General features: G+C 64.0%; 17 protein-coding genes. 8 read left to right on the top strand and 9 right to left on the bottom strand.

What is annotated here, in order from left to right; translation table 11 throughout:
• Positions 1 to 113: 113 nt before the first annotated feature.
• Genes waaF through P0Y58_00485 form a run of 7 tightly spaced genes read left to right on the top strand, consistent with a single transcriptional unit; the run spans position 114 to position 7,074 of the window.
• Positions 114 to 1,163 carry a lipopolysaccharide heptosyltransferase II gene (gene waaF, locus P0Y58_00515; protein ID WEK30706.1) on the top strand — a complete coding sequence of 350 codons (1,050 nt, stop codon included), beginning with the start codon at positions 114 to 116 and terminating at the stop codon, positions 1,161 to 1,163.
• A complete protein-coding gene (gene waaC, locus P0Y58_00510) occupies positions 1,164 to 2,222 on the top strand; it encodes a lipopolysaccharide heptosyltransferase I (GenBank protein WEK30705.1) in 1,059 nt (352 codons plus the stop codon). It abuts the gene before it with no gap.
• Entirely contained in the window at positions 2,222 to 3,346 is a 1,125-nt protein-coding gene (locus P0Y58_00505) for a glycosyltransferase family 4 protein (protein ID WEK30704.1), read from the top strand. The genes waaC and P0Y58_00505 overlap by 1 nt, the downstream gene beginning before the upstream one ends.
• Entirely contained in the window at positions 3,343 to 4,149 is an 807-nt protein-coding gene (gene rfaP, locus P0Y58_00500) for a lipopolysaccharide core heptose(I) kinase RfaP (GenBank protein WEK30703.1), read from the top strand. Before P0Y58_00505 ends, rfaP begins: the two co-directional genes overlap by 4 nt.
• Positions 4,149 to 4,883: a lipopolysaccharide kinase InaA family protein gene (locus P0Y58_00495; GenBank protein ID WEK30702.1), complete on the top strand. Its 735-nt coding sequence runs from the start codon at positions 4,149 to 4,151 to the stop codon at positions 4,881 to 4,883. The genes rfaP and P0Y58_00495 overlap by 1 nt, the downstream gene beginning before the upstream one ends.
• Positions 4,880 to 5,632, top strand: coding sequence for a lipopolysaccharide kinase InaA family protein (locus tag P0Y58_00490; GenBank protein ID WEK30701.1), 753 nt, complete (start codon positions 4,880 to 4,882; stop codon positions 5,630 to 5,632). Before P0Y58_00495 ends, P0Y58_00490 begins: the two co-directional genes overlap by 4 nt.
• Positions 5,632 to 7,074 (top strand): lipopolysaccharide kinase InaA family protein, encoded by a 1,443-nt coding sequence (locus tag P0Y58_00485; protein WEK30700.1) that lies wholly within the window; start codon positions 5,632 to 5,634, stop codon positions 7,072 to 7,074. The genes P0Y58_00490 and P0Y58_00485 overlap by 1 nt, the downstream gene beginning before the upstream one ends.
• On the opposite strand, the gene P0Y58_00480 is transcribed toward P0Y58_00485, so the two are convergent.
• The 8 genes from P0Y58_00480 to P0Y58_00445 all read right to left on the bottom strand — a co-directional run bounded on the left by P0Y58_00480 (position 7,035) and on the right by P0Y58_00445 (position 18,162).
• A complete protein-coding gene (locus tag P0Y58_00480; GenBank protein WEK30699.1) occupies positions 7,035 to 9,839 on the bottom strand; it encodes a hypothetical protein in 2,805 nt (934 codons plus the stop codon). The genes P0Y58_00485 and P0Y58_00480 overlap by 40 nt on opposite strands.
• Before the next feature lie 71 nt (positions 9,840 to 9,910).
• Positions 9,911 to 10,084 carry a hypothetical protein gene (locus tag P0Y58_00475; GenBank protein ID WEK30698.1) on the bottom strand — a complete coding sequence of 58 codons (174 nt, stop codon included), beginning with the start codon at positions 10,082 to 10,084 and terminating at the stop codon, positions 9,911 to 9,913.
• Positions 10,081 to 11,193 carry a PepSY-associated TM helix domain-containing protein gene (locus P0Y58_00470; GenBank protein ID WEK30697.1) on the bottom strand — a complete coding sequence of 371 codons (1,113 nt, stop codon included), beginning with the start codon at positions 11,191 to 11,193 and terminating at the stop codon, positions 10,081 to 10,083. Before P0Y58_00470 ends, P0Y58_00475 begins: the two co-directional genes overlap by 4 nt.
• A gap of 56 nt (positions 11,194 to 11,249) precedes the next feature.
• Entirely contained in the window at positions 11,250 to 13,682 is a 2,433-nt protein-coding gene (locus P0Y58_00465; GenBank protein ID WEK30696.1) for a TonB-dependent siderophore receptor, read from the bottom strand.
• A 220-nt stretch (positions 13,683 to 13,902) separates the two neighbouring features.
• Entirely contained in the window at positions 13,903 to 14,859 is a 957-nt protein-coding gene (locus tag P0Y58_00460) for a FecR family protein (protein WEK30695.1), read from the bottom strand.
• Positions 14,856 to 15,374, bottom strand: a complete 519-nt coding sequence (locus tag P0Y58_00455) for an RNA polymerase sigma factor (GenBank protein ID WEK30694.1) — start codon at positions 15,372 to 15,374, stop codon at positions 14,856 to 14,858. Before P0Y58_00455 ends, P0Y58_00460 begins: the two co-directional genes overlap by 4 nt.
• 143 nt (positions 15,375 to 15,517) lie before the next feature.
• The gene (locus tag P0Y58_00450) at positions 15,518 to 16,228 is read right to left on the bottom strand and encodes a 3'-5' exonuclease (GenBank protein ID WEK30693.1); all 711 of its coding nucleotides are present in this window, start codon (positions 16,226 to 16,228) and stop codon (positions 15,518 to 15,520) included.
• Positions 16,225 to 18,162 (bottom strand): DUF294 nucleotidyltransferase-like domain-containing protein, encoded by a 1,938-nt coding sequence (locus tag P0Y58_00445; GenBank protein WEK30692.1) that lies wholly within the window; start codon positions 18,160 to 18,162, stop codon positions 16,225 to 16,227. Before P0Y58_00445 ends, P0Y58_00450 begins: the two co-directional genes overlap by 4 nt.
• Before the next feature lie 208 nt (positions 18,163 to 18,370).
• Here P0Y58_00445 and P0Y58_00440 point away from each other — a divergent pair, with 208 nt between their 5' ends.
• Entirely contained in the window at positions 18,371 to 18,820 is a 450-nt protein-coding gene (locus P0Y58_00440; GenBank protein ID WEK30691.1) for a response regulator, read from the top strand.
• A 44-nt stretch (positions 18,821 to 18,864) separates the two neighbouring features.
• On the opposite strand, the gene P0Y58_00435 is transcribed toward P0Y58_00440, so the two are convergent.
• The gene (locus P0Y58_00435) at positions 18,865 to 21,042 is read right to left on the bottom strand and encodes a malate synthase G (protein WEK30690.1); all 2,178 of its coding nucleotides are present in this window, start codon (positions 21,040 to 21,042) and stop codon (positions 18,865 to 18,867) included.
• Between the last annotated feature and the right edge of the window lie 85 nt (positions 21,043 to 21,127).

The raw sequence follows: 21,127 nt of genomic DNA, 5'->3' as shown, positions 1-21,127 counted from the left end.
AGGTCCATGTCCCACCACCGGTGGTACACTGTCCGCCACATAGCCTGAATATAAAGAGGGGAGGCCAGGCTGTACCGCAGTCTGTAGCCTCCCCGAGCGTTTCTGGACTAAGCATGAGAATACTGATCATTGGCCCCAGCTGGGTCGGCGACATGGTGATGGCGCAGACCTTGTTCCAGTGCCTGAAACAGCAGCACCCCGACTGCGTGATCGACGTGCTGGCCCCCGAGTGGAGCCGGCCGATCCTCGAACGCATGCCCGAAGTGCGCCAGGCCTTGAGCTTCCCGCTCGGCCACGGCGCGCTGGAGCTGGCCACGCGGCGGCGCATCGGCAAGTCCCTGGTCGGCCAGTACGACCAGGCCATCCTGCTGCCCAACTCGCTGAAATCGGCGCTGGTACCGTTCTTCGCTGGCATTCCCAAGCGTACCGGCTGGCGCGGCGAACTGCGCTTTGGCCTGCTGAACGATGTGCGCAAGCTGGACAAGGCCCGCTACCCGCTGATGATCGAGCGCTTCATGGCCTTGGCCTACGCGCCCGGTGCCGAGCTGCCGCAGCCGTACCCGCGCCCCAGTCTGCAGATTGAGGCGCAAAGCCGCGATGCTGCACTGGCCAAGTTCGGCCTGGAGCTGGACCGCCCGGTACTGGCGCTGTGCCCTGGCGCCGAGTTCGGGGAGGCCAAGCGTTGGCCGGTCGAGCATTACGCTGCCGTGGCCGATGCAATGGTCCGCCAGGGCTGGCAGGTGTGGCTGTTCGGCTCGAAGAACGACCACCCGGTCGGTGAGCAGATCCGCGATCGGCTGATCCCGGGTTTGCGTGAAGAGTCGTCCAACCTGGCCGGCGAAACCTCGCTGGCCGAGGCCATCGACCTGATGTCCTGTGCCCACGCGGTGGTGTCCAACGACTCCGGCCTGATGCACGTTGCCGCTGCGCTGAACCGCCCGCTGGTGGCGGTGTACGGCTCGACGTCGCCCGGCTTCACCCCGCCGCTGGCCGATCAGGTGGAGGTGGTGCGCACCGGTATCGAGTGCAGCCCATGCTTTGACCGTACCTGCCGCTTTGGCCACTACAACTGCCTGCGCCTGCTGGACCCGGGCAAAGTCATCGCCGCCCTGCACAGCCTGAGCGGGCCGGACCTGATCGATACCGTGGCCGAGGTCGACTAAGTGCGGGTACTGATCATCAAGACCTCGTCGCTGGGTGACGTTATCCACACCCTGCCGGCGCTCACCGATGCCGCCCATGCCATCCCGGGCATCCGTTTCGACTGGGTGGTGGAGGAAGGTTTTGCCGAAATCCCCAGCTGGCACCCGGCGGTCGACCAGGTTATCCCGGTGGCCATCCGCCGCTGGCGCAAGAACCTTTGGCAAACCCTGAAGAGTGGCGAGTGGAAGGCCTTCAAACAGCGTGTGCGCGAGCGCAAGTACGACCTGGTGATTGACGCCCAGGGCCTGGTCAAGTCGGCTTGGCTGACCCGCTACGTGAAGGCTCCGGTCGCCGGCCTGGACCGCTACTCGGCCCGCGAAGGTTTCGCTAGCCGCTTCTATGACCGGCCGCTGTCGGTTGCCACCGGCCAGCACGCGGTCGAGCGGGTGCGCCAACTGTTTGCCATGGCCCTGGCCTATGACCTGCCGGAAGGCATCGGCAATTACGGCCTGGACCTCGACCGCCTGCAACTGCCGCCGGCTGCGCCCTATGTGGTGTTCCTGCATGGCACCACCTGGGCCACCAAGCACTGGCCCGAAGCCTACTGGCGCGAACTGGCCGAACGCATGGGCCGGCGCAAGCTGGAAGTGCGCCTGCCATGGGGCAACCCGGCCGAGAAGGCGCGGGCCGAGCGCATTGCACAGGGCTTGAACAACTGCCAGGTGCTCCCCAAATTGAACCTTGCCGGCGTTGCCCGTGTGTTGGCGGCGGCAAAAGCCTGTGTGGCGGTCGATACCGGCCTTGGTCACCTGGCGGCAGCACTCGATGTACCCACCATATCGCTGTTTGGCCCGACCAACCCGGGCCTGACTGGTGCCTACGGACGGACCCAGATTCACCAGGCCAGTGACTGGCCTTGCGCTCCCTGCCTGCAGAAGAAGTGCACCTATAAACCGAGCGCCGATGACCTGCGCCGGTTTGATCTGAAACGCGAGTGGCCGCTGTGCTTCACTCGCCTGAATCCCGAGCATGTGGCGGGCCGCTTGAGCGCGCTGCTGCTGGCTGAGGATGTCCGTTGATGCAACTGGCTTTCGTGCTTTACAAATATTTCCCCTTCGGCGGGCTGCAGCGCGATTTCATGCGCATTGCCCTGGAGTGTCAGAAGCGGGGCCATCAGATCCGTGTGTACACGTTGATCTGGGAAGGTGACATTCCACCGGGCTTCGAAGTGCTGGTGGCGCCGGTGAAGGCGATTTTCAACCACCGTCGCAACGAGAAGCTCAGCGCCTGGATGGCTGCCGACCTGGCCAAGCGCCCGGTTGACCGCCTGATTGGCTTCAACAAGATGCCGGGGCTGGACGTGTACTACGCCGCCGACGGCTGCTTCGAAGACAAGGCGCAGACCCTGCGTGGCGGCCTGTACCGCCGCTGGGGCCGCTACCGGCACTTTGCCGAGTACGAGCGTGCGGTGTTCGCCAAGGACGCCCATACCGAAGTGCTGATGATTTCCGAGGTGCAGCAGCCGCTGTTCATCAAGCATTACGGCACCCCGGTGGAACGCTTCCACCTGCTGCCGCCGGGCATTTCCCAGGATCGCCGCGCGCCGGCCAATGCCGCCGAGATCCGCGCCGAGTTCCGCAAGGAATTCAACCTGGGTGATGACGACCTGCTGCTGGTACAGATTGGTTCGGGCTTCAAGACCAAGGGCGTGGACCGCAGCCTCAAGGCACTCGCCGCGCTGCCGTCGGCCCTGCGCAAACGCACGAAGCTGATGGTGATCGGCCAGGACGACCCCAAGGTGTTCCAGCTGCAGAGCGCTACCTTGGGCCTGGGCGACCAGGTGCAGTTCCTCAAGGGCCGCAGCGACATCCCGCGCTTCCTGCTGGGTGCTGACCTGCTCATTCACCCGGCGTACAACGAAAACACCGGCACCGTGCTGCTTGAAGCGCTGGTGGCTGGCTTGCCGGTGCTGGTGTCCAAGGTGTGCGGCTATGCCCACTACATTGCCGAGGCCGATTGTGGTCTGGTGCTCGATGAGCCGTTCGAGCAAGAGCAACTGAACAGCTGCCTGCAGCGCATGCTTGAAGATGGCCAAGCCCGTGCCGACTGGTCGCGCAACGGTTTGGCGTTTGCCGACACGGCTGACCTGTACAGCATGCCGCAGCATGCCGCTGACGTTATCCTGGGGCAGGAGACTGCATGAAGCTGATACTGGCCGAACCGTTCAAACGCCTGTGGGCCGGGCGCGATGCCTTCGAGGCCGTGGAAGCGCTGCAAGGCGAGGTGTACCGCGAGCTGGAAGGCCGCCGTACGCTGCGTACCGAGGTCGCTGGCGAGGGCTTTTTCGTCAAGATCCACCGCGGTATCGGTTGGGGCGAGGTGTTCAAGAACCTGCTCACCGCCAAGCTGCCGGTGCTCGGTGCCGGCCAGGAGTGGCGGGCTATCCAGCGCCTGCACGAAGTCGGCGTGCCAACCATGACTGCCGTTGCCTATGGCGAGCGCGGCTGCAACCCGGCCACCCAGCACTCGTTCATTGTCACCGAAGAGCTGGCGCCGACCGTCAGCCTGGAAGACTTCAGCATCGACTGGGTCAAGCAGCCGCCCGAGCCGCGCCTCAAGCGAGCGCTGATCGCCGAAGTGGCGAAAATGACCGGTGGCATGCACCGCGCCGGGGTCAACCACCGTGACTGCTACATCTGCCATTTCCTGCTGCACACCGACCGCCCGGTGACGGCGGATGACTTCAAACTGTCGGTCATCGACCTGCACCGCGCGCAGACCCGGGCCAAAATCAGCCGCCGCTGGCGCGACAAGGACCTGGCCGCGTTGTACTTCTCGGCACTGGACATCGGTTTGACCCAGCGCGACAAGCTGCGCTTTCTGCGCGGTTACTTCCAGCGCCCGCTACGGCAGGTCCTGAAGGACGAAGCTGCACTGCTCGCCTGGCTGGAGCGCAAGGCGCAGAAACTCTACGACCGCAAGCAACGCTACGGGGATGCACTCTGATGGCGGCTTGGACACTGGCGCCAGGCTACGAACACCTGGCGGCAGATTTCGGTAGCCTTGATGCGGTGTTCGCCATTCAGGGCGAACGGCTGACCCGCGACCCACTCAGCGAAGTGGTACGCATCGAGCGTGAAGGCGTCGATTACTTCGTAAAACGCTACACCGGGGCGGGCAAGCACATGCGCCGTTACCTGGGTCGGCCGCGGATCAAGGCCGAATGGCAGAACCTCAAGCAGTTCGCCAAGTGGGGTATCCCGACCGCCGAAGTGGTGGCCTGGGGCCTGGAGCGCAATGGCCTGGCGTTTGGCCGCGGGGCGATGATCACCCGTGGCCTGCCTTGCACCGAGGACCTCTCGGCGCTGGCCGAGCGCAACGACCCGCGCCTGGCCGACCGCGCCTGGGTTGACCATATCAGCCGTCAACTGGCGCGCCATACCCGGGTGATGCATGAGCACCGCTTCGCCCATAACGACCTGAAATGGCGCAACCTGCTGGTCGACGACCAGGGCACGCTATTCTTCATCGACTGCCCCACCGGCGACTTCTGGCGCGGCTTCATGTGGCGGCACCGGATGATCAAGGACCTGGCATGCCTGGACAAAGTGGCCAAATACCACCTGTCTGCGACCCAGCGCCTGCGTTTCTACCTGCAATACCGTGGCCGCGACCGGCTGAATGTGCGCGACAAAAAGCGCATTCGCCAGGTGCTGGGCTTTTTCGAGGGAAGGGAATGACCGATTACCTGGCCAGCGCGGACCTCGCGCTGCTCAAACGCCATGGCCTGGACGACTTCGAGGCGCTGTGGGCGCTACAACTGGAGGCGGTGGATGAACCCAACACCGGCCGTGGCGGCTGGAGTAGCGTGTTCCGCCTGGAACTCGAAGGCAAGGGCTACTACCTCAAGCGCCAGAGCGACTACCTGACGCGCACCCTGCACCGGCCGTTTGGCGAACCCACCTTCGCCCGTGAGTTTCGCAACATCAGCCGCTACCAGAAACTGCACATTCCGGCCTTGCAGGCGGTGTTCTACGGTGAGCGCAAGCAAGGCGGCAAGCACCGGGCCATTTTGATGACCCGCGCGCTGGACGAGTGGGCAGACCTCGACAGCCTGCTGGCCCAGTGGCCACAGCGGGGCGATGCCGAGCGCACTGGCATCCTGCAGGCGTGCGGCCAGCTGGCGCGCACCCTGCACGGCGCCGGCCAGGTGCACGGCTGCTTCTACCCCAAGCATATTTTCCTGCGCCAGCGCCGTGAAGGCTGGGACGCGCAACTGATCGACCTGGAGAAGACCCGGCCATTGTTGTTTGGCATGCGTGACCGCCTCAAGGACCTGGAGCCGCTGCTGCGCCGCGCCCAAGCCTGGAGCGAGTCCGATGTGCGCACCCTGCTGGCGACTTACCTGGCACAGCCGGCTGACAGCATGCTGGTCGATACCTGGCTGCAACGCCTGACGCAACGGCGTCGTGAAAAAGAGGCCCGCTGATGCGTTTGTCTGAACTGAAAGAGGCCGGGCGCAGCCCGTCGCTGCCCCTGAGCATCACCTTGGCGGATGCCGCCGGCAGCGCCGACCTGCAACTGCTCAGCCTGCTGCGGGTGCTGCCGGGCCAGCGCTACGTTGGTGCGGGTGTCTGGCGCGGTACCCCGGTGCTGGCCAAGCTGATGGTGGGCGGTAACGCCGCCCGGCATTTCCAGCGCGAACTGCAAGGCGTGAAGTGGCTGGCCGAGCAAGGCCTGACCACACCAACGCTGCTGGCCGACGGCCTCAAGGAAGGCGAGGGTGGCTGGCTGCTGTTCGAATTCCTCGACGGCGCCGAAAGCCTGGCCGATGCCTGGGCGGCGGTGGAAAACCTGCCGGTGCTGGCTGACGAACAACACCTGGTGCTGGGTGAAGCGCTGACGGCTGTCGCGCACATGCATGCCCAAGGCTTGTGGCAGGAAGACCTGCACCTGGACAACCTGCTGCGCCACGGCGGCAAGCTGTACCTGATCGACGGTGCCGGCATCAAGGCCGAAACGCCCGGCCAGCAGCTGTCGCGCCCGCGCGTGCTGGAAAACCTCGGGGTGTTCTTCGCCCAGTTGCCCAAGCGCCTGGAACCGTTTATTGAAGAGCTGCTGGTGCACTACCTGCTGGCCAATGCCGAGCATGCGCTGCCACTGGAAGCCTTGCAGAAGCAGGTGGGCAAGGTGCGCAGCTGGCGCCAGAAGGACTACCTCGAAAAGGCCGGTCGCGAATGCAGCCTGTTCAGCGTCCAGCGCAGCCTCTCGGGCTTGCAGGCGATCCGCCGCAGCGAAGTCGACGCCATGCTGCCTGTGCTGGAGCAGGCCGATGCGCTGATCGACAAGGGCCACCTGTACAAGACCGGAGGCGCCGCCAGTGTGGCGCGCATCGAGGTGAACGGTCGCAAGCTGGTGCTCAAGCGTTACAACATCAAGAACACCGCGCACTGGTTCAAGCGCTTCTGGCGCCCAAGCCGGGCTTGGCATTCGTGGATCGAAGGCCACCGCCTGGAATTTCTCGGCATCGCCACACCGCGCCCGTTGGCGGTGCTGGAGCAGCGGGTGATGGGCCTGCGCAGCTGCGCTTACCTGGTCACCGAATACGTCGATGGCCCGGACCTGACGGCATGCTTTGCGCCTTATGTGGAAAACGGTGAAGCGCCCGAAGAGCAGGTGGATGCCCTGGTGCAGGTGATGCAGCAGCTGATTCGCGAGCGTATCAGCCATGGCGACTTCAAGGGCCACAACCTGTTCTGGGACAACGGCCAGTGGTCGCTGATCGACCTCGACGCCATGTGTCAGCACGCCACTCAGCTCAGCTTTGCCCCGGCTTACGCCCGTGACCGGGCACGCCTGTTGCGCAACTGGCCGAGTGCCAGTGCCTTGCATCAACGGCTGGACCGGTTGCTGCCAAAGCTTACCGTGTAAGCTGCTGGCAGGGGCAGCCACTCGCTGCTGCGCCCGGCCTGGCGCACACGGATGCGCCATTGCTGGTCCTGCCAGCGCAGGACGGCCCAAGGCACGACGCCGGCGCTCGAGGCCGCAGCAATCGGTAGATGAAAGTGTGCGGGTAAAAGATGCCGACGCAACGGCAACTGGCCGCCCCGGGTCTGCAGGTAAAGCTGCTCGTGGGCGATGAACACGCCATTGGCATCGCCAGCCGGCGTTCCGCTCAGGGGCGTCTCCAGGCGGCAATCGTCAAACAGGCGCACCAGGTCTGGCAGACCGTCGTACCAGAGCAGTGGCGAGTCGATGACCCAGTTGCCATCCGCCAGGCGCCTGACCGGCTGTGCCAGGTAGGCATCCGGTCGGTCGGGGTCGACCGCCCGCCAGCGGCTGCCGTCGAACGACACCTTGAAGTAGCGCTGCTGGGCATCCTGGACAAAGTACTCGGACAACCCTTCAACCGCTGAGACCTTTTCGTAGACCTCTTCGCCGTACAGGCCATCGATGCGATAGCGCAGGCTACTGGTTTCAGGGGTGACGGCGAAATGCAGCGGCAACGGCAGCGGTGGTTGTTTCGGTATGCCGCGCAGCACGCGCCGCATCAGCCCGGTGCTTAGCAGGCTGGTGCCGGCATCATTGAGGTGGCTCAGGGCGTTGTAGGCATGGCTGAGCACCTCGTTGAGGTCTTCCTGGCGGTAGGCCTCGACGCCGTTCCAGATTTCCAGTGCCATGCGGCCCAGTGCCAGCGGAATCATGACCTTGCTCGGCAGGAAGATGCTGATCAGGTCCAGCAAGGCCCAGCCCAGTTTCAGCGCCTGCTCGGTATCGGCCTCGGCGGTACTGTGGCTGTTGGCGTCTGCCGCTGCCAGCAGCGCTTGCACCTCAGCCATGTAACAGGCCAGGAACAGGTCATCTTTGATGGCCGGTGTGCGCAGCACCTTGCCCAGCCCCCCCTTGAGCAGCAGCTTCTCGACTTGCGCGGCGGGCATCAACGGCAGGCACTGCGCGAAATACTTGCGCATTGGCGGTTTGTTACGGAGCAGGCGCAGCAAGGCGAGCGGGCCGGAAAACGAACGCCAGGCGCGGCGGTCTGGTGCATCCGGGGTGTAGAGCACGAATGAGCGAATGCTGGGAGAATCGCACGACAGCATGAAGACCCGCTCGACGGTGTTGTCTTCGACCAGCAGCTGGCGGGCAACCACCTGGTGCCCGTCCACCCTGGGGCGTAAAGCATTGTGCGGTTGCGACAGCACGTGCCCGACCCAGCGGTAATGTCGCTCCGACCAGTCAGGCGACAGGTGCCCGGCATAGCGTGCCTTGGCCACTTCGGCGCGCATTCGGGCCCGGTTGACCTTGCTGTGTGCGTGCAGGCGCCACGCGCCGAGCGATGAACCGATCAGTTGCGTGCGCAGGTAGCTGGCATAGCTGTCGCCGACATTCAGGTCTCTGACCAGCGCCTTGACATAGCCTGGCGTGAGCCCGGCAGGCAGGGCTGTGCCGTCGCTGGTGGTCACCCGGGCAGCCAGCCAGTAGTCGTAGTCGAACCAGGCCACATTGCGCAGGGCCAGTTCATCCAGCGGGTAGCGGGTGCGAAAGGCCTCGACCATTTCCCCTCCGACCCGTTCGAAGCCGCGCCAGGTCACGTACGATGAAGGTTGCAACGGGTTCAGCCATGGCCCGTTCTGGCGTGTGCGCGTGACGTCGACGTAGATGCCTGAAGGCTCCAGGGTCACGCCCAGGTCGTTGCGCAGGCGTTCCTGCAAACGTTGCCTGGCCCAGCCTTGCAGCGTATCTCGTTGCTGGAACTGCCTGAGCGTGAGGATGCCGGGTGCGGCGATCTGCTCGCCGGCAGCCACCAGCTCCTGCATGCCTTGCATGATGTGCGCGAGCGCTTGGGGGCTTGCCTCGCGCAGCCAGCTGGGCAGGTTCCTCTCCAGCAGGGCTGCATAGCGGCTGTCGAGCAAGGCCCTGCTGCCTGCGTGCGACCCGATCGCCATGGCCTTGCGCAGCTGTTGTGCAGCGTGTGCAGGTTCGTTTGCCGACAGCATCGGCCAGGCCTGGTTGAGGCGCAGGCGCTGCGCTTCGAGCAGGGTATCGGCTTGCGCCTGCAGCGGGTCGTCGGCATACCATTCGTAGCGCAGGCGATCCGCCTGGCGAGCGTTTTCGATCTGTGTTTGATCCACCAGCAAGTGCAGCAACGGAGCCCCCTGAAGGGGATCGTCAAGGCGTTCGCACAATTCCTGATGCAACTCACTCAGCGACGGGTAGGCCTCCAGGCCTTGGGCCAGGCCCCACAGCAGCACCGGTCCGGTTACCTGGTCACCTTCGAGGTTCTGCCCTTCAGGCAGCCCGGTGGCAATCACGAACATGCCGGGCAAGGCCGCGCGCCATGCGGGGCTTGTGCGTGAAAGCACAGGGCGGTAGGCCTGGGTGCGCAGGACGAGTGGCTGGTGCCGGCGCTGCCAGGCACAAGGCAGGTCGAGGAAAGTGCTCATGACCCTGGCCAGGTCCGCACTCAAAGTCTGGTCGGCCAGGCGCAGATCGGTCTCGGCATGCATCATCGCACGGCGGATGTCGCCCAGACGGGTGGTGGTTGAACGGCCTTGGCTATCGGTGGCGGCCCAGTAGGCAGCGAGTTCGCCATGCAGTTGCTGGCGCGATTGCAGTGGCAAGGTGGCGACGGGCATCGCCTCAAGCAAGGCCAGCATCTGGTGCTGCAGGAAATCGATACGTTGCAGGGGTAGCATGTTCCGCTCCAGGCTTCAGGGAGCGGACATGCTGGGGTGGGCTTGCGCCAGCCCGGGGTTAGCCGGCTACCTCACCTGCGCAGGCCTCGCAGGCTAAGCCATGCGGGGACGCCAAGGCCAAGCCAGGCAAGCATGTCCCAGGCACCATCGCCGAGCAGCGCGGCAAACAGCCCCAGCGCACTCAGCAAGGCGATGGCGGCCGGCCAGGCAAAAACCCTGAGGGTCGATCGCGAGCGATGGCTCATGCCTTGCCCTCCCGTGGGCGGCGTTGCTTGCCCCACCAGAGGTACACGCCGCTGGCGAGTACGATGATGGTCAGCACATCCAGCACAGCCCACAGTATCTGCATCGGGCGGCCGCCGTAGTCGCCGAAGTGCAGCGGTTGCGACAGGCCCATGGCGTCCATGTACCAGGGTCGCTCGCCGACTGCGGTCACGTCGAGGGTGCGGGCATCGATCAGCACAGGCGTGAACAGGTGCGAGCTGAGGTGCGTGGCGCCGTTCATGAACACGGCATAGTGGTGCTCGCTGGAAAAGCGCGTGCCGGGGAAGGCGATGAAGTCCGGGCGCATGCCGGGGGCGGCCTGTTGGGCAATCTCCAGCAAACGCGTGGCTGGCGCGCGTTCGGTGAGCGGCGGCGCGTCACGGTAGGGGGCGACCATGGCGGCCAGGCTGTCGTTGCGCCAGGCCGCGATGACCAGGTCGGACAGGGCGCTGATCACGCCGGTCACGCCCACCGTAAGCGCCCAGGCCAGGGTAACCACGCCGATCAGGTTGTGCAGGTCTAGCCAGCGCAGGCGGCGGGATTTGTCGTGGCGTACGGTGCCGAAGTCCAGGCGGCGCATGAACGGTGCGTAGAGCACTGTGCCGGAGATGATTGCGACAATGAACAATACACCCATGAAGGCCAGCAGCAGTTTGCCGGGCAAGCCGGCGAACATGTCTACGTGCAGGCGCAGCATGATCATCATGAACCCGCCATTGGCGGCCGGCATGGCCACCGCTTCGCCGGTGCGGGCGTCAAGCATGAAGGTGTGCGACAGGTTGGGGTCGGTGCCTGCGGTGGCGGCGGTAATGGCGACCACGCCATTGGGTTCGTCTTCGTCGTAGCCGAAGTACTGCATGACCTCGCCGGGGCGGTGCTGCTCTGCCTTCAGGACAAGCTGCTGCAGGTCGAGGTGCGGGGTATCTGCCGGCATTACGCGCAGTTCGGGGGCGTCGCCGAGCAGGTGTTCAAGTTCGTGGTGGAAAATCAGCGGCAGGCCGGTGAGTGCCAGCAACAGCAGGAAGAGGGTGCAGACCAGGCTGCTCCAGGTGTGGACCACGGACCAGCGGCGGATGGTTGTGCTTTTCATCACGGTACCGATTTTTGCCTGATGGAAACCGGGGCCGCAAAGCGGCCCCGGTTCACTCAGAACTTATAGTTGGCGCTGGCCACTACGCTGCGCTCGTCGCCGTAGTAGCAGTAGTACGAGTCACAGGTAGACAGGTAGTCTTTGTTCAGCAGGTTGGTGGCGTTGACCGCAACCGACGCGCCTTTCAGGCTGCTGCTCAGGCGCCCGAGGTCGTAATGCACCGACGCATCGAACACGGTGTAGGCCTTGGCCTTGCCCAGGTAGGTATTGCCCTGGTCACCGTAGGTATTGCCGGTGTAGCGCGCACCCAGGCCGATGCCGAAGCCGTCGAGCACGCCGGAGTGCCAGGTGTAGTCACTCCATACCGAGGCTTGCTGGTTAGGCATCAATTGCAGGCGGTTACCTTTGTAGATGCCGTCCTGCACTTCAGATTTGGCGAGGGTGTAAGCGGCAATCACTTTTAGGTTTTCGGTAACGTCGGAAACCGCTTCTAGCTCAAGGCCATGGACTTTCACTTCGCCGGTCTGGCTGGTGACGGTTACGCCACCCACGTTGTTGGTGACCGAGACGTTCTTCTGGGTCAGGTCATACACAGCTGCCGAAAGTAGGGTGTTGGAGCCCGGTGGCTGGTACTTGACGCCCAACTCCCACTGCTGGCCTTCGGTCGGCTTGAACGACTCGGTCGCAGAAGCGCTGGCATTGCTGGCAGGTTGGAACGACTCGGCATACGAAAGGTACGGCACGAAGCCCGAATCAAACACGTAGCTGATAGCCGCGTTGCCGCTGAACTTCTTGTCGCGCTGGGTATTGGTGGCATCACCTTGGTTAAGATACTTGGTACCGGTATGTACCCAGTCCTCACGACCGCCCAAGGTCAGGCGCCAGTTGCCGAGCGCCATCTGGTCCTGAACATACAGGCCTGTCTGACGGGATTTCTGGTTGTAGTCGTAGAATGCCGTCGAGCGGTCCGGGCGGGTGATCGGCACCCCGTAGACCGGGTTGTTGACGTTGCTGTCCGGCACGTTGAAGCCGAAGATCGACAGGTAATTGGTGTTGATGCGCTGGTGGTCCAGGCCGAGCAGCAGGGTGTGGGTGATGTCGCCGGTGGCGAAATCGGCCTGGAAGTTGTTGTCCACGGCGAACTGGCTGATGTCTTCGTCGGTGTTGGTGGACATGCGGCTTACCGTGCCATCGTCTTTCACCGGGCCACCGGGCTGGTAGTAGCTGCCTGGCGTGATGGTCTGGAACGCCAGGTCTGTCTTGGTGTAACGCAGGTTCTGACGGAACTGCCACACGTCGTTGATGCGGTGTTCGAAGGCGTAGCCCAGCGCGTAGTAGGTACGGTCGTAGAATTCGTAATCCGGGTCACCCAGGTTCTTGTGGTGCGAGATCTTGCCGAACGGCATGTCGATCTTGGTGCCCTGGATGGGCCGGAACTGGCTGGTGGCGCCAGTATCGTCCCGGGTGAACTGGGTCAGCAAAGTCAACGTAGTGTCTTCGTCGATGTTCCAGGTCAGGCTCGGGGCGATGTTGTAGCGCTTATCGTCGATGTGGTCGATCTGCGTGCCGCCGTCGCGGATCACACCGCTGACGCCGTAAAGGAAGCGGCCTTCATCGTCGATCTTGCCAGTGCTGGCAAAGTTGATCTGGCGGTGGTTGTCGCTGCCGTACTGAAGTTCGATCTCGTGCTCGCTTTCGGTTTGCGGGCGGCGGCTGACCATGTCCAGCAGGCCGCCGGGCGGGGTTTGGCCGTAGATCGAGGAGGCCGGGCCGCGCAGCAGTGCAAGGCGGTCGAGGTTCCAGGTTTCGGCTTTCGGGTTGGCATACACGCCGCGTGGCAGTGGCAAGCCATCGAGGAACTGGGTTGGCTCGAAACCGCGCACGCGCATCCAGTCATAACGGGTATCGCTGCCGAAGCTGGCGGAGACGATACCCGGCATGTAGCGCACGGCATCATCCAGGCTGTGCACGCCGCGGTCACTCATTTGCTGGCGGGTGGCAACGGAGATGGAGCGCGGTACTTCGACCAAGGCGGTGTCGGTCTTGGTCCCCACAGCAGTGCGCTTGGCCAGGTAGCCTTCGACCGGGCCCCAGGCGCTTTCGCCAGCGCTGGTGGCATTTACCGTGGTTTCCGGCAATGCGAGGGTGCCATCCGGGACCGCGACCAGGCTGTAGCTGCCGACGCTGCTTTGCTGCAGCTGCAGGCCGGTGCCGCGCAGGGCCGCTTGCAGGGCGCCGAGGCCGCTGTACTGGCCGCTTACCGGGGCCGAGGTGCGGCCGCTGACCAGTGCCGGGTCGATGGCCAGGGCGATGCCGGCCTGGCTGGCGATCTGGTTGAGCGTGGTGGCCAGAGGAGCGCTGGGCAAGTCGTAGGCGCGCGGTGCGGATTGTTCGGCGGCGAACAGGGCAGGGCTGGTCAGCGGGGCGGCCAGGCCGATGGCCAGGGCCATCAAACTGGGGCGCAGGATACGATCAACGGCACGGGACATGCGGCGGCTCCTCGATAGATAAGTGTTTATTGATTCCTTGCCGAACGAGATTTCAGAAGTGACAGGGCGAATCTGAAAAAAAGTGAGAATTATTTAAAACCGGCTTATGCCTGCACCGGCCTCTTCGCGGGCATGCCCGCTCCCACAGGTACATCACAGTGCTTGAAGCTTGTGGAGTACTTGTGGGAGCGGGCAAGCCCGCGAAAAGGCCGGACCAGGTTTACTTGGGAACGACGTTGACCCACCACTGGGTATGCCGCTCGATCTTCACCGGCAATGCCGGCACCAGCGACTCCAGCGCCAGGTTGGTGTCGGTCAGCGGGAAGCTGCCGGTTACACGCAGGTCGGCGACTTTGGCATCTACCCCAAGGTGGCCGCCGCGGTACTGGCCCAGCGTGGCCAGCAAGTCGCCCAGGCGCACGTTGTCCACTACCAGCATGCCGCGGGTCCAGGCATCGGCGCCTGCTGGCACCGTGCCGACCTGGCCAAGGCCGTTGGCGTTCATCAGCACCTGCTGGCCTTCATGCAGCACGTGTTCGTCACCACTGTTATGCGCCATGGCGGCGACCGAGGCTTGCAGCACTTCCAAGCGTGTTCCTGCGGATTCGCGGCGCACCAGGAAGCGTGTACCCAGTGGTCGCAGGCGCCCATCGTCGGTACGCACCAGCAGTGGACGCGGGTCTTTATGGCCGGTTTCTACCGAGATCTCACCCTGGTGCAGCACGATCACCCGCTGCTCGCCCGCGTAGTCGATATCCACGGCGGTATGGGTATTGAGGCTAAGCAGTGTGCCGTCTTCCAGACGCAGGGTACGCAGCTCGCCGGTAGCGGTGCGCTGATCGGCCAGCCAGTAGCTGGGTGCCAATGACGGTGCGCCGACCCAGGCCAACAGCGAGCCGAGCAGGAACATGCCGGCCAGCCCGCTGCCAGCCTTGCCGATGCGCCGGCGCAGGCTGACGCGTGATTGCAGCAGGGCCTGGCGTGCCGGGCCGGCCGCCGCACTGACGCGCTGGTCCATGGCGCCGAGCTGGCGCCAGGCACGCGCGTGCTCTTCGCTGGCTGCATGCCAGCGCATGAATTCGCTGCGCTCATCGGGGGTGCCACAGGCGTCGTCGAGGCTGAGTTTCCAGGCAATGGCGGCTTCGAGTACCCGCGACGAAACCGGTGCGTTGCTCACGTCGGTTCCCCGTACAGGGCCACATAGCACTGGCGCATGCCCTGTGCGAGATACTGACGTACCCGGGATACCGAAACGCCCAGGCGCTCGGCGATTTCGGCGTGGCCCATGCCGTCCAGGCGGTTGTGCAGGAACGCCGCGCGGGCTTTGCTCGACAGCTTGCCGAGCAGGCGGTCGATGGCTTTGAGATCTTCGAGGATCAGGTACTGCACTTCTGGCGAGGGCTGTTCGGCTTCCGGAATCAATGCCAGCTCGGCAAGGTAGGCCTGTTCCAGTGCGGCGCGGCGGAAGTGGTCGAACATCAGGCCCTTGGCCACGGCAGCCAGAAAAGCGCGGGGTTCGCGGGGCGTGTCCAGCTGCTCACGGCCGAGCAGGCGCACGAAGGTGTCCTGGCTCAGGTCTTCGGCACGTTGGCGGCAGGCCATGCTGCGCTGCAGCCAGGCGAGCAACCAGCTGCGGTGGTCGCGGTACAGCGCACCGACCAGATCGGCGTGTGGGCTCTGTGCTGAAGACAAGCAGCGTCCCCCCGGAACGTATGCATTAACTAACGATAATTATTCGCGATTGTTGCAGAGGGGAGGGGGTGGGTGCAATGGACGCTTATCGGATTGCCATCATGGAAAAGACTGATGAGGCGTGGCTTGAGATTTTCAGCGCCTTACAGGCCGTGATTGTGCACCTTGCGGCGACGCCACCCGCGCAATCGCTGCTCTAATTGCAACGGGCTGTCCAGCTGCTGGCGTCGGGCCTGGCTGAACAGGATCAGCGCCAACTCTGCGGTCACCTGGGCATCGGCGCTGGCATGGTGGCGCTCTTCCACCTGCAGGCCAAACCGCGCCACCCAGTCATCCAGCCCGGCCTCGCGCAGCACCGTCTCGGGGTTGAGCATCGGCGCCAGTTCGGCAACGTCGAGGAACAGTGACTGCAAGCGGTGCCCAAGGCTCTCCTTCAGGGCACGGGCCAGCATGCGTTGGTCGAATGGTGCATGAAACGCCAGCACCGGGCTGTCGCCAATAAAATCGAGCAAATCCAGCAAGGCCGCGGCCGGGTCACAGCCAGCGGCCAGGGCGCTTGGCCCCAGCCCGTGAATCAGCACGCTGGCGTTGGTCTTCTGCAAAGGCCTGTGCAGGGTGCGTTCGAACTGCTGGGCAAAATCGATGGCGCCGTCTTCGATGGCCACGGCGCCAATCGACAGCACCTGGTCCCGGTTGGGGTTGAGCCCGCTGGTTTCCAGGTCCAGCACCACCCAGCGCTGTTCGCGCAGGGTACATACCCCCAGGGGCGCGGGCCTGGGTAGCCGGGCCAGGCGCTGGCGTGTGGCGTGGTCCAGTTCGGGCGCGTTTGGGCGCAGCCAGGCGAACAGGCTCATAACTGGTACCGCAGGGCCAGGCTGCTTTGCAGGCGCTGGGCCTGGCGTAGCGACTCGCGCAGGATGCGCCGGTCCAGGTGGTTGAGGCTGTCCGGGTCAAGCCGGTTGGTGTACGGCAGGTTGTCGCGGGCCTGGCGCTGGTGCTGCTGCATGCGGGTCTGCTGGATGAAGTGGTAGGCCTCTTCATAGGCCGCGCCGTCCAGCGGTTCGATCACGCCCTTGGCAACCAGTTGGCCCAGGCGCTCCAGGGTATTACAGGCACCAATGCCATTGGCCAGGGCCAACAGCCGGGCACCGTCGACGAAGGGCGTCAGGCCCTGGACCTTGAGGTCGAGGGTGGCGGCCTTGTCATTGCCTTGGCGGGTCAGCACGAACTCGCGCAGGCGGCCCACCGGCGGGCGCTGGCGCAGGGCATTGTCGGCCAGCATGCGCTGGAAGATGCGGTTGTCGGCCACCTGCTCCAGCAGGCCCTGGCGCAGTTGCTCGCAACCTTGCTCATCGCCCCACACCACGCGCAGGTCGAAGTAGATGCTCGAACCCAGCAGGTTTTCCGGGCTGGCTTCACGAACAAAGCCGGCAAAGCGCCGTGCCCATTCGCTGCGCGACAGGCACAAGTCCGGGTTGCCGGCCATGACGTTGCCTTTGCACAGGGTAAAGCCGCACTGGGCAAGGCACTGGTTGATGTACTGCGCCAACGGCAGCAGCCGGGCGCGGATGGCGTCGGCCTCTGCGCTGTCGGCCGCTTCAAAGAGGATGCCGTTGTCCTGGTCGGTGTACAGGGTCTGCTCGCGGCGCCCTTCGCTGCCAAAGCACAACCAGCTGAACGGCACGCCCGGGTCACCGCGCTCGGCCAGCGCCAGTTCGATCACCCGGCACACGGTGTGGTCGTTGAGCAGGGTGATGATCTGGGTGATCTGCGTGGACGACGCGCCGTGAGCGAGCATGCGCTCGACCAGTTGGCTGATTTCCCCGCGCAGCGAGACCAGGGTGTCCAGCCGGGGCGCATGGCGAATGGTACGCGCCAGGTGCACCAGGTCGACCCTTTGCAGCGAGAACAGGTCACGCTCGGAAACCACCCCGCACAAGCGCCGGTTTTCAACCAGGCACACGTGGGCGATATGCCGCTCGGTCATGGCCATGGCCGCGTCGAAAGCGCTGGCCTGCGGGCTGAGATAGAAGGGGTTGAGCGTCATGTGCCGCTCGATGGGGGCGCCGAGGTCGGCATCTGCCGAAGCCACCACCTGGCGCAGGTCGCGCAGGGTGAAGATGCCGGTAGGGTAGCGCTGCGGGTCGACCACCACGATGCTGCCGACCTGCTGCTCGTGCATCAGCCGCACGGCTTCGCGCAGTGGGGTTTCAGCCGTGCACACCACCGGGTGACGCATGGCCAGTTCACCCAAGGGCGTGTTCAGCGAGTACTGGGTGCCGAGGGTTTCAACAGCGCGCTGTCGCACCTGTCGGTTGACCTGGTCGAGCAGGCTGCTGACACCGCGCAAGGCAAAATCCCGAAACACTTCAGACATCGAGAACACGCGGATGAACGCCGCCTTGTTCAGTTGCAGGCAGAAGGTGTCTTCACCGGCCAGGTGCTCGGTGCGGGTGGCCCGCTCGCCCAGCAGGGCGGCCAGCGGAAAGCATTCGCCACTGGTGATTTCGAAGGTGGTCTCCACGCCAGGCCTGACCAGGTGCTGGCGCTCACCAACCACACGGCCCTGCTTGACGATGTAGAAATGCTCGACCGGCCCGTCGGCGGGTTTGACGATCCTTTCGCCGCAGGCATAGAACCGCAGCTGGCACTGCTCGACCAGGTAGGCCAGGTGGCTGTGCTCCATCTGGTTGAAAGGCGGAAAGCGCTGCAGGAACTGCAGGGTGCCCTGGATGTTCTGCAGTACTGCAGTCCTGCCCGCCTGGCTGTAGGCGTCTTTTTTGCTCATGAAACTGACCGTATCGCTATGCCGAACTATATATATATCTATATATAGGTGCCGACGATGTTGTTCTCTGCCTCCATGGTCGGCTTGCGGCGCGGTGGTGCACATTGGACGTAAGTCTAGGAGCGCTGCTGTCAAATACCCGACCAAAGGCGATTCGGGTTATGCATTTACTGCGGTCCTAGAGCTGAAGCGGAAGTTTTTTGACGAGATGACCATGCCTGAGCACACCGACATCCTGAGCGACGCCGAGCGTGAGGCCTTGGCCGGGGTGAGCGCGCCTGTGGCAATCAAGCCGTTGGTGCTGGTGGTGGATGACAACGCGGTGAACCGTGAAGCGCTGGTGCTGTACCTGAAAAGCAGGGGCATAGATTGCGTGGGGGCGGACGGGGCCGAAGAGGCGAGGTTGTACCTGCACTACCAGCAGCGGATCGGTTTGATGATCACGGACTTGCGCATGCAGCCTGAGGATGGGCTGGACATGATCCGCAAGATTCGCGAGTCGGAGCGGGCGGCACTTTCGATCATCGTGGTGTCGGGCGACACTGATGTGAAAGAGGCGGTGGACGTGATGCACCTGGGGGTGGTGGATTTCCTGCTTAAGCCCGTAGACCTGGGCAAGCTGCTGGAGCTGGTGAAGAAAGAACTGAAGCTTGATTGAAGCTGGAAAGGGGCCGCAAAGCGGCCCCTGTTCGCAGATGTTGCTTACAACCCGTTACGCGCCTTGAACTCGCGGCGACGGCGGTGCAGTACCGGCTCGGTATAACCGTTCGGCTGCTTGCCACCTTCTACCACCAGCTCCACAGCAGCCTGGAACGCGATGTTGTCTTCGAAGCTCGGCGCCATCGGCTGGTACAGGGCATCGCCAGCGTTCTGCTGGTCAACCACGACAGCCATACGCTTGAGGCTTTCCAGCACTTGCGCCTGGCTGACCACGCCATGGCGCAGCCAGTTGGCCAGCAGTTGGGCTGAAATGCGCAGGGTGGCACGGTCTTCCATCAGGCCGACGTTGTTGATGTCCGGCACCTTCGAGCAACCCACGCCTTGGTCGATCCAGCGAACTACATAGCCAAGGATGCCCTGGGCGTTGTTGTCCAGCTCGTTGCGGATTTCTTCGTCCGACCAGTTGGTGTCAGCGGCCAGCGGGATGGCCAGGATGTCGTCCACCGACGCCGGGGTACGCGAAGCCAGTTCACGCTGGCGGGCCTGTACGTCGACCTTGTGGTAGTGCAGGGCGTGCAGGGTGGCGGCAGTCGGCGATGGCACCCAGGCGGTGTTGGCACCGGCCAGTGGGTGGGCGATCTTCTGCTCAAGCATGGCAGCCATCAGGTCGGGCATGGCCCACATGCCCTTGCCGATCTGCGCACGGCCTTGCAGGCCGGTGGCCAGGCCAACATCGACGTTGTTGTTCTCGTAGGCGCCGATCCACTTCTCGTTTTTCATGGCGCCCTTGCGCACCACGGCGCCGGCTTCCATCGAGGTGTGGATCTCATCGCCCGTGCGGTCGAGGAACCCGGTGTTGATGAAAGCCACTCGCTCGGAAGCTGCCTTGATACAGGACTTGAGGTTGACCGTGGTACGGCGTTCCTCGTCCATGATGCCGACCTTGACGGTGTTGCGCGGCATGCCCAGCAGGTCTTCGACCTGGCTGAAGATCTCGGCGGCGAATGCCACTTCCTCAGGACCGTGCATCTTCGGCTTGACGATGTACACGCTGCCGCTGCGGGTGTTCTTGCGGCTGGTGTTGCCGTTGAGGTTGTGCAAGGCGATCAGGTTGGTGAACAGGCCATCCTGAATACCTTCGGGGATTTCGTTGCCCAGGGCATCGAGCACCGCCGGGTTGGTCATCAGGTGACCAACGTTACGCACGAACAGCAGCGAACGGCCATGCAGGGTCACGCTGCCGCCATTGGGCGCAGCGTACTCGCGATCCGGGTTCATGGTGCGGGTGAAGGTTTTGCCACCCTTGCTCACGGTTTCGGCCAGGTCGCCTTTCATCAGGCCCAGCCAGTTGCGGTAGACGATTACCTTGTCGTCGGCGTCGACGGCGGCAACCGAGTCTTCGCAGTCCATGATGGTGGTCAGTGCCGATTCCATCAGGATGTCTTTCACGCTGGCGGCGTCGGTGCTGCCGACCGGGGTGCTGGCATCGACCTGGATTTCGAAGTGCAGGCCGTTGTGTTTCAGCAGCACGGCAGTCGGTGCAGCGGCATCGCCGTGGAAGCCGATCAGCTGGGCGTCGTCGCGCAGGCCGCTGTTGCTGCCGCCTTTCAGGGCAACTACCAGCTTGCCGCCTTCGATGCGGTAGGCGGTGGAATCGACATGCGAGCCGGCAGCCAGTGGCGCTGCTTCGTCGAGGAAGGCGCGGGCGAAGGCGATGACCTTGTCGCCACGAACCTTGTTGTAACCCTGGCCTTTCTCGGCGCCGCCTTCATCGCTGATGGCATCGGTGCCGTACAGGGCGTCATACAGCGAACCCCAGCGGGCGTTGGCGGCGTTCAGGGCGAAACGGGCGTTCATCACCGGAACAACCAGCTGCGGGCCGGCCATGTGGGCGATTTCTTCGTCCACGTTCTGGGTGGTGGCCTGGAAATCGTCGGCTTGTGGCAGCAGGTAGCCGATTTCCTGGAGGAATGCTTTGTAGGCTACGGCATCGTGTGCCTGGCCTTTGCGTGCCTGGTGCCAGGCGTCGATCTTGGCTTGCAGCTCGTCGCGCTTGGCGAGCAGGGCTTTGTTCTTTGGAGCGAGGTCATTGATGATCTTCTCTGCACCTGCCCAGAACTGCTCGGCGACGATGCCGGTCCCGGGGATGGCTTCGTTGTTCACGAAGTCGTACAGGACCTTGGCGACCTGAAGGCCACCGACTTGAACGTATCCAGTCATTGCTTGCCTCACTCTGCTCAGCTATTTCGCTCTTCTGTATTAAGCCTGTAGCGCTTCTCTAAACACGTACCAGTGCTTGCCCCCG

Source organism: Candidatus Pseudomonas phytovorans (assembly GCA_029202525.1).
Lineage (GTDB): Bacteria > Pseudomonadota > Gammaproteobacteria > Pseudomonadales > Pseudomonadaceae > Aquipseudomonas > Aquipseudomonas phytovorans.
Note: the sequence above shows the minus strand (reverse complement) of the source record. Positions and strands in the feature narration are given on the sequence as shown.

What these genes read in the sequence shown, in the direction of transcription:
- waaF (WEK30706.1), top strand. Translation starts at nt 114, where the DNA reads ATGAGAATACTGATCATTGGCCCCAGCTGGGTCGGCGACATGGTGATG.
- P0Y58_00435 (WEK30690.1), bottom strand. Translation starts at nt 21,042, where the DNA reads ATGACTGGATACGTTCAAGTCGGTGGCCTTCAGGTCGCCAAGGTCCTG.
- P0Y58_00490 (WEK30701.1), top strand. Translation starts at nt 4,880, where the DNA reads ATGACCGATTACCTGGCCAGCGCGGACCTCGCGCTGCTCAAACGCCAT.
- P0Y58_00465 (WEK30696.1), bottom strand. Translation starts at nt 13,682, where the DNA reads ATGTCCCGTGCCGTTGATCGTATCCTGCGCCCCAGTTTGATGGCCCTG.
- P0Y58_00495 (WEK30702.1), top strand. Translation starts at nt 4,149, where the DNA reads ATGGCGGCTTGGACACTGGCGCCAGGCTACGAACACCTGGCGGCAGAT.
- P0Y58_00475 (WEK30698.1), bottom strand. Translation starts at nt 10,084, where the DNA reads ATGAGCCATCGCTCGCGATCGACCCTCAGGGTTTTTGCCTGGCCGGCC.
- P0Y58_00480 (WEK30699.1), bottom strand. Translation starts at nt 9,839, where the DNA reads ATGCTACCCCTGCAACGTATCGATTTCCTGCAGCACCAGATGCTGGCC.
- P0Y58_00440 (WEK30691.1), top strand. Translation starts at nt 18,371, where the DNA reads ATGACCATGCCTGAGCACACCGACATCCTGAGCGACGCCGAGCGTGAG.
- P0Y58_00470 (WEK30697.1), bottom strand. Translation starts at nt 11,193, where the DNA reads ATGAAAAGCACAACCATCCGCCGCTGGTCCGTGGTCCACACCTGGAGC.
- rfaP (WEK30703.1), top strand. Translation starts at nt 3,343, where the DNA reads ATGAAGCTGATACTGGCCGAACCGTTCAAACGCCTGTGGGCCGGGCGC.
- P0Y58_00485 (WEK30700.1), top strand. Translation starts at nt 5,632, where the DNA reads ATGCGTTTGTCTGAACTGAAAGAGGCCGGGCGCAGCCCGTCGCTGCCC.
- P0Y58_00505 (WEK30704.1), top strand. Translation starts at nt 2,222, where the DNA reads ATGCAACTGGCTTTCGTGCTTTACAAATATTTCCCCTTCGGCGGGCTG.
- P0Y58_00445 (WEK30692.1), bottom strand. Translation starts at nt 18,162, where the DNA reads ATGAGCAAAAAAGACGCCTACAGCCAGGCGGGCAGGACTGCAGTACTG.
- P0Y58_00450 (WEK30693.1), bottom strand. Translation starts at nt 16,228, where the DNA reads ATGAGCCTGTTCGCCTGGCTGCGCCCAAACGCGCCCGAACTGGACCAC.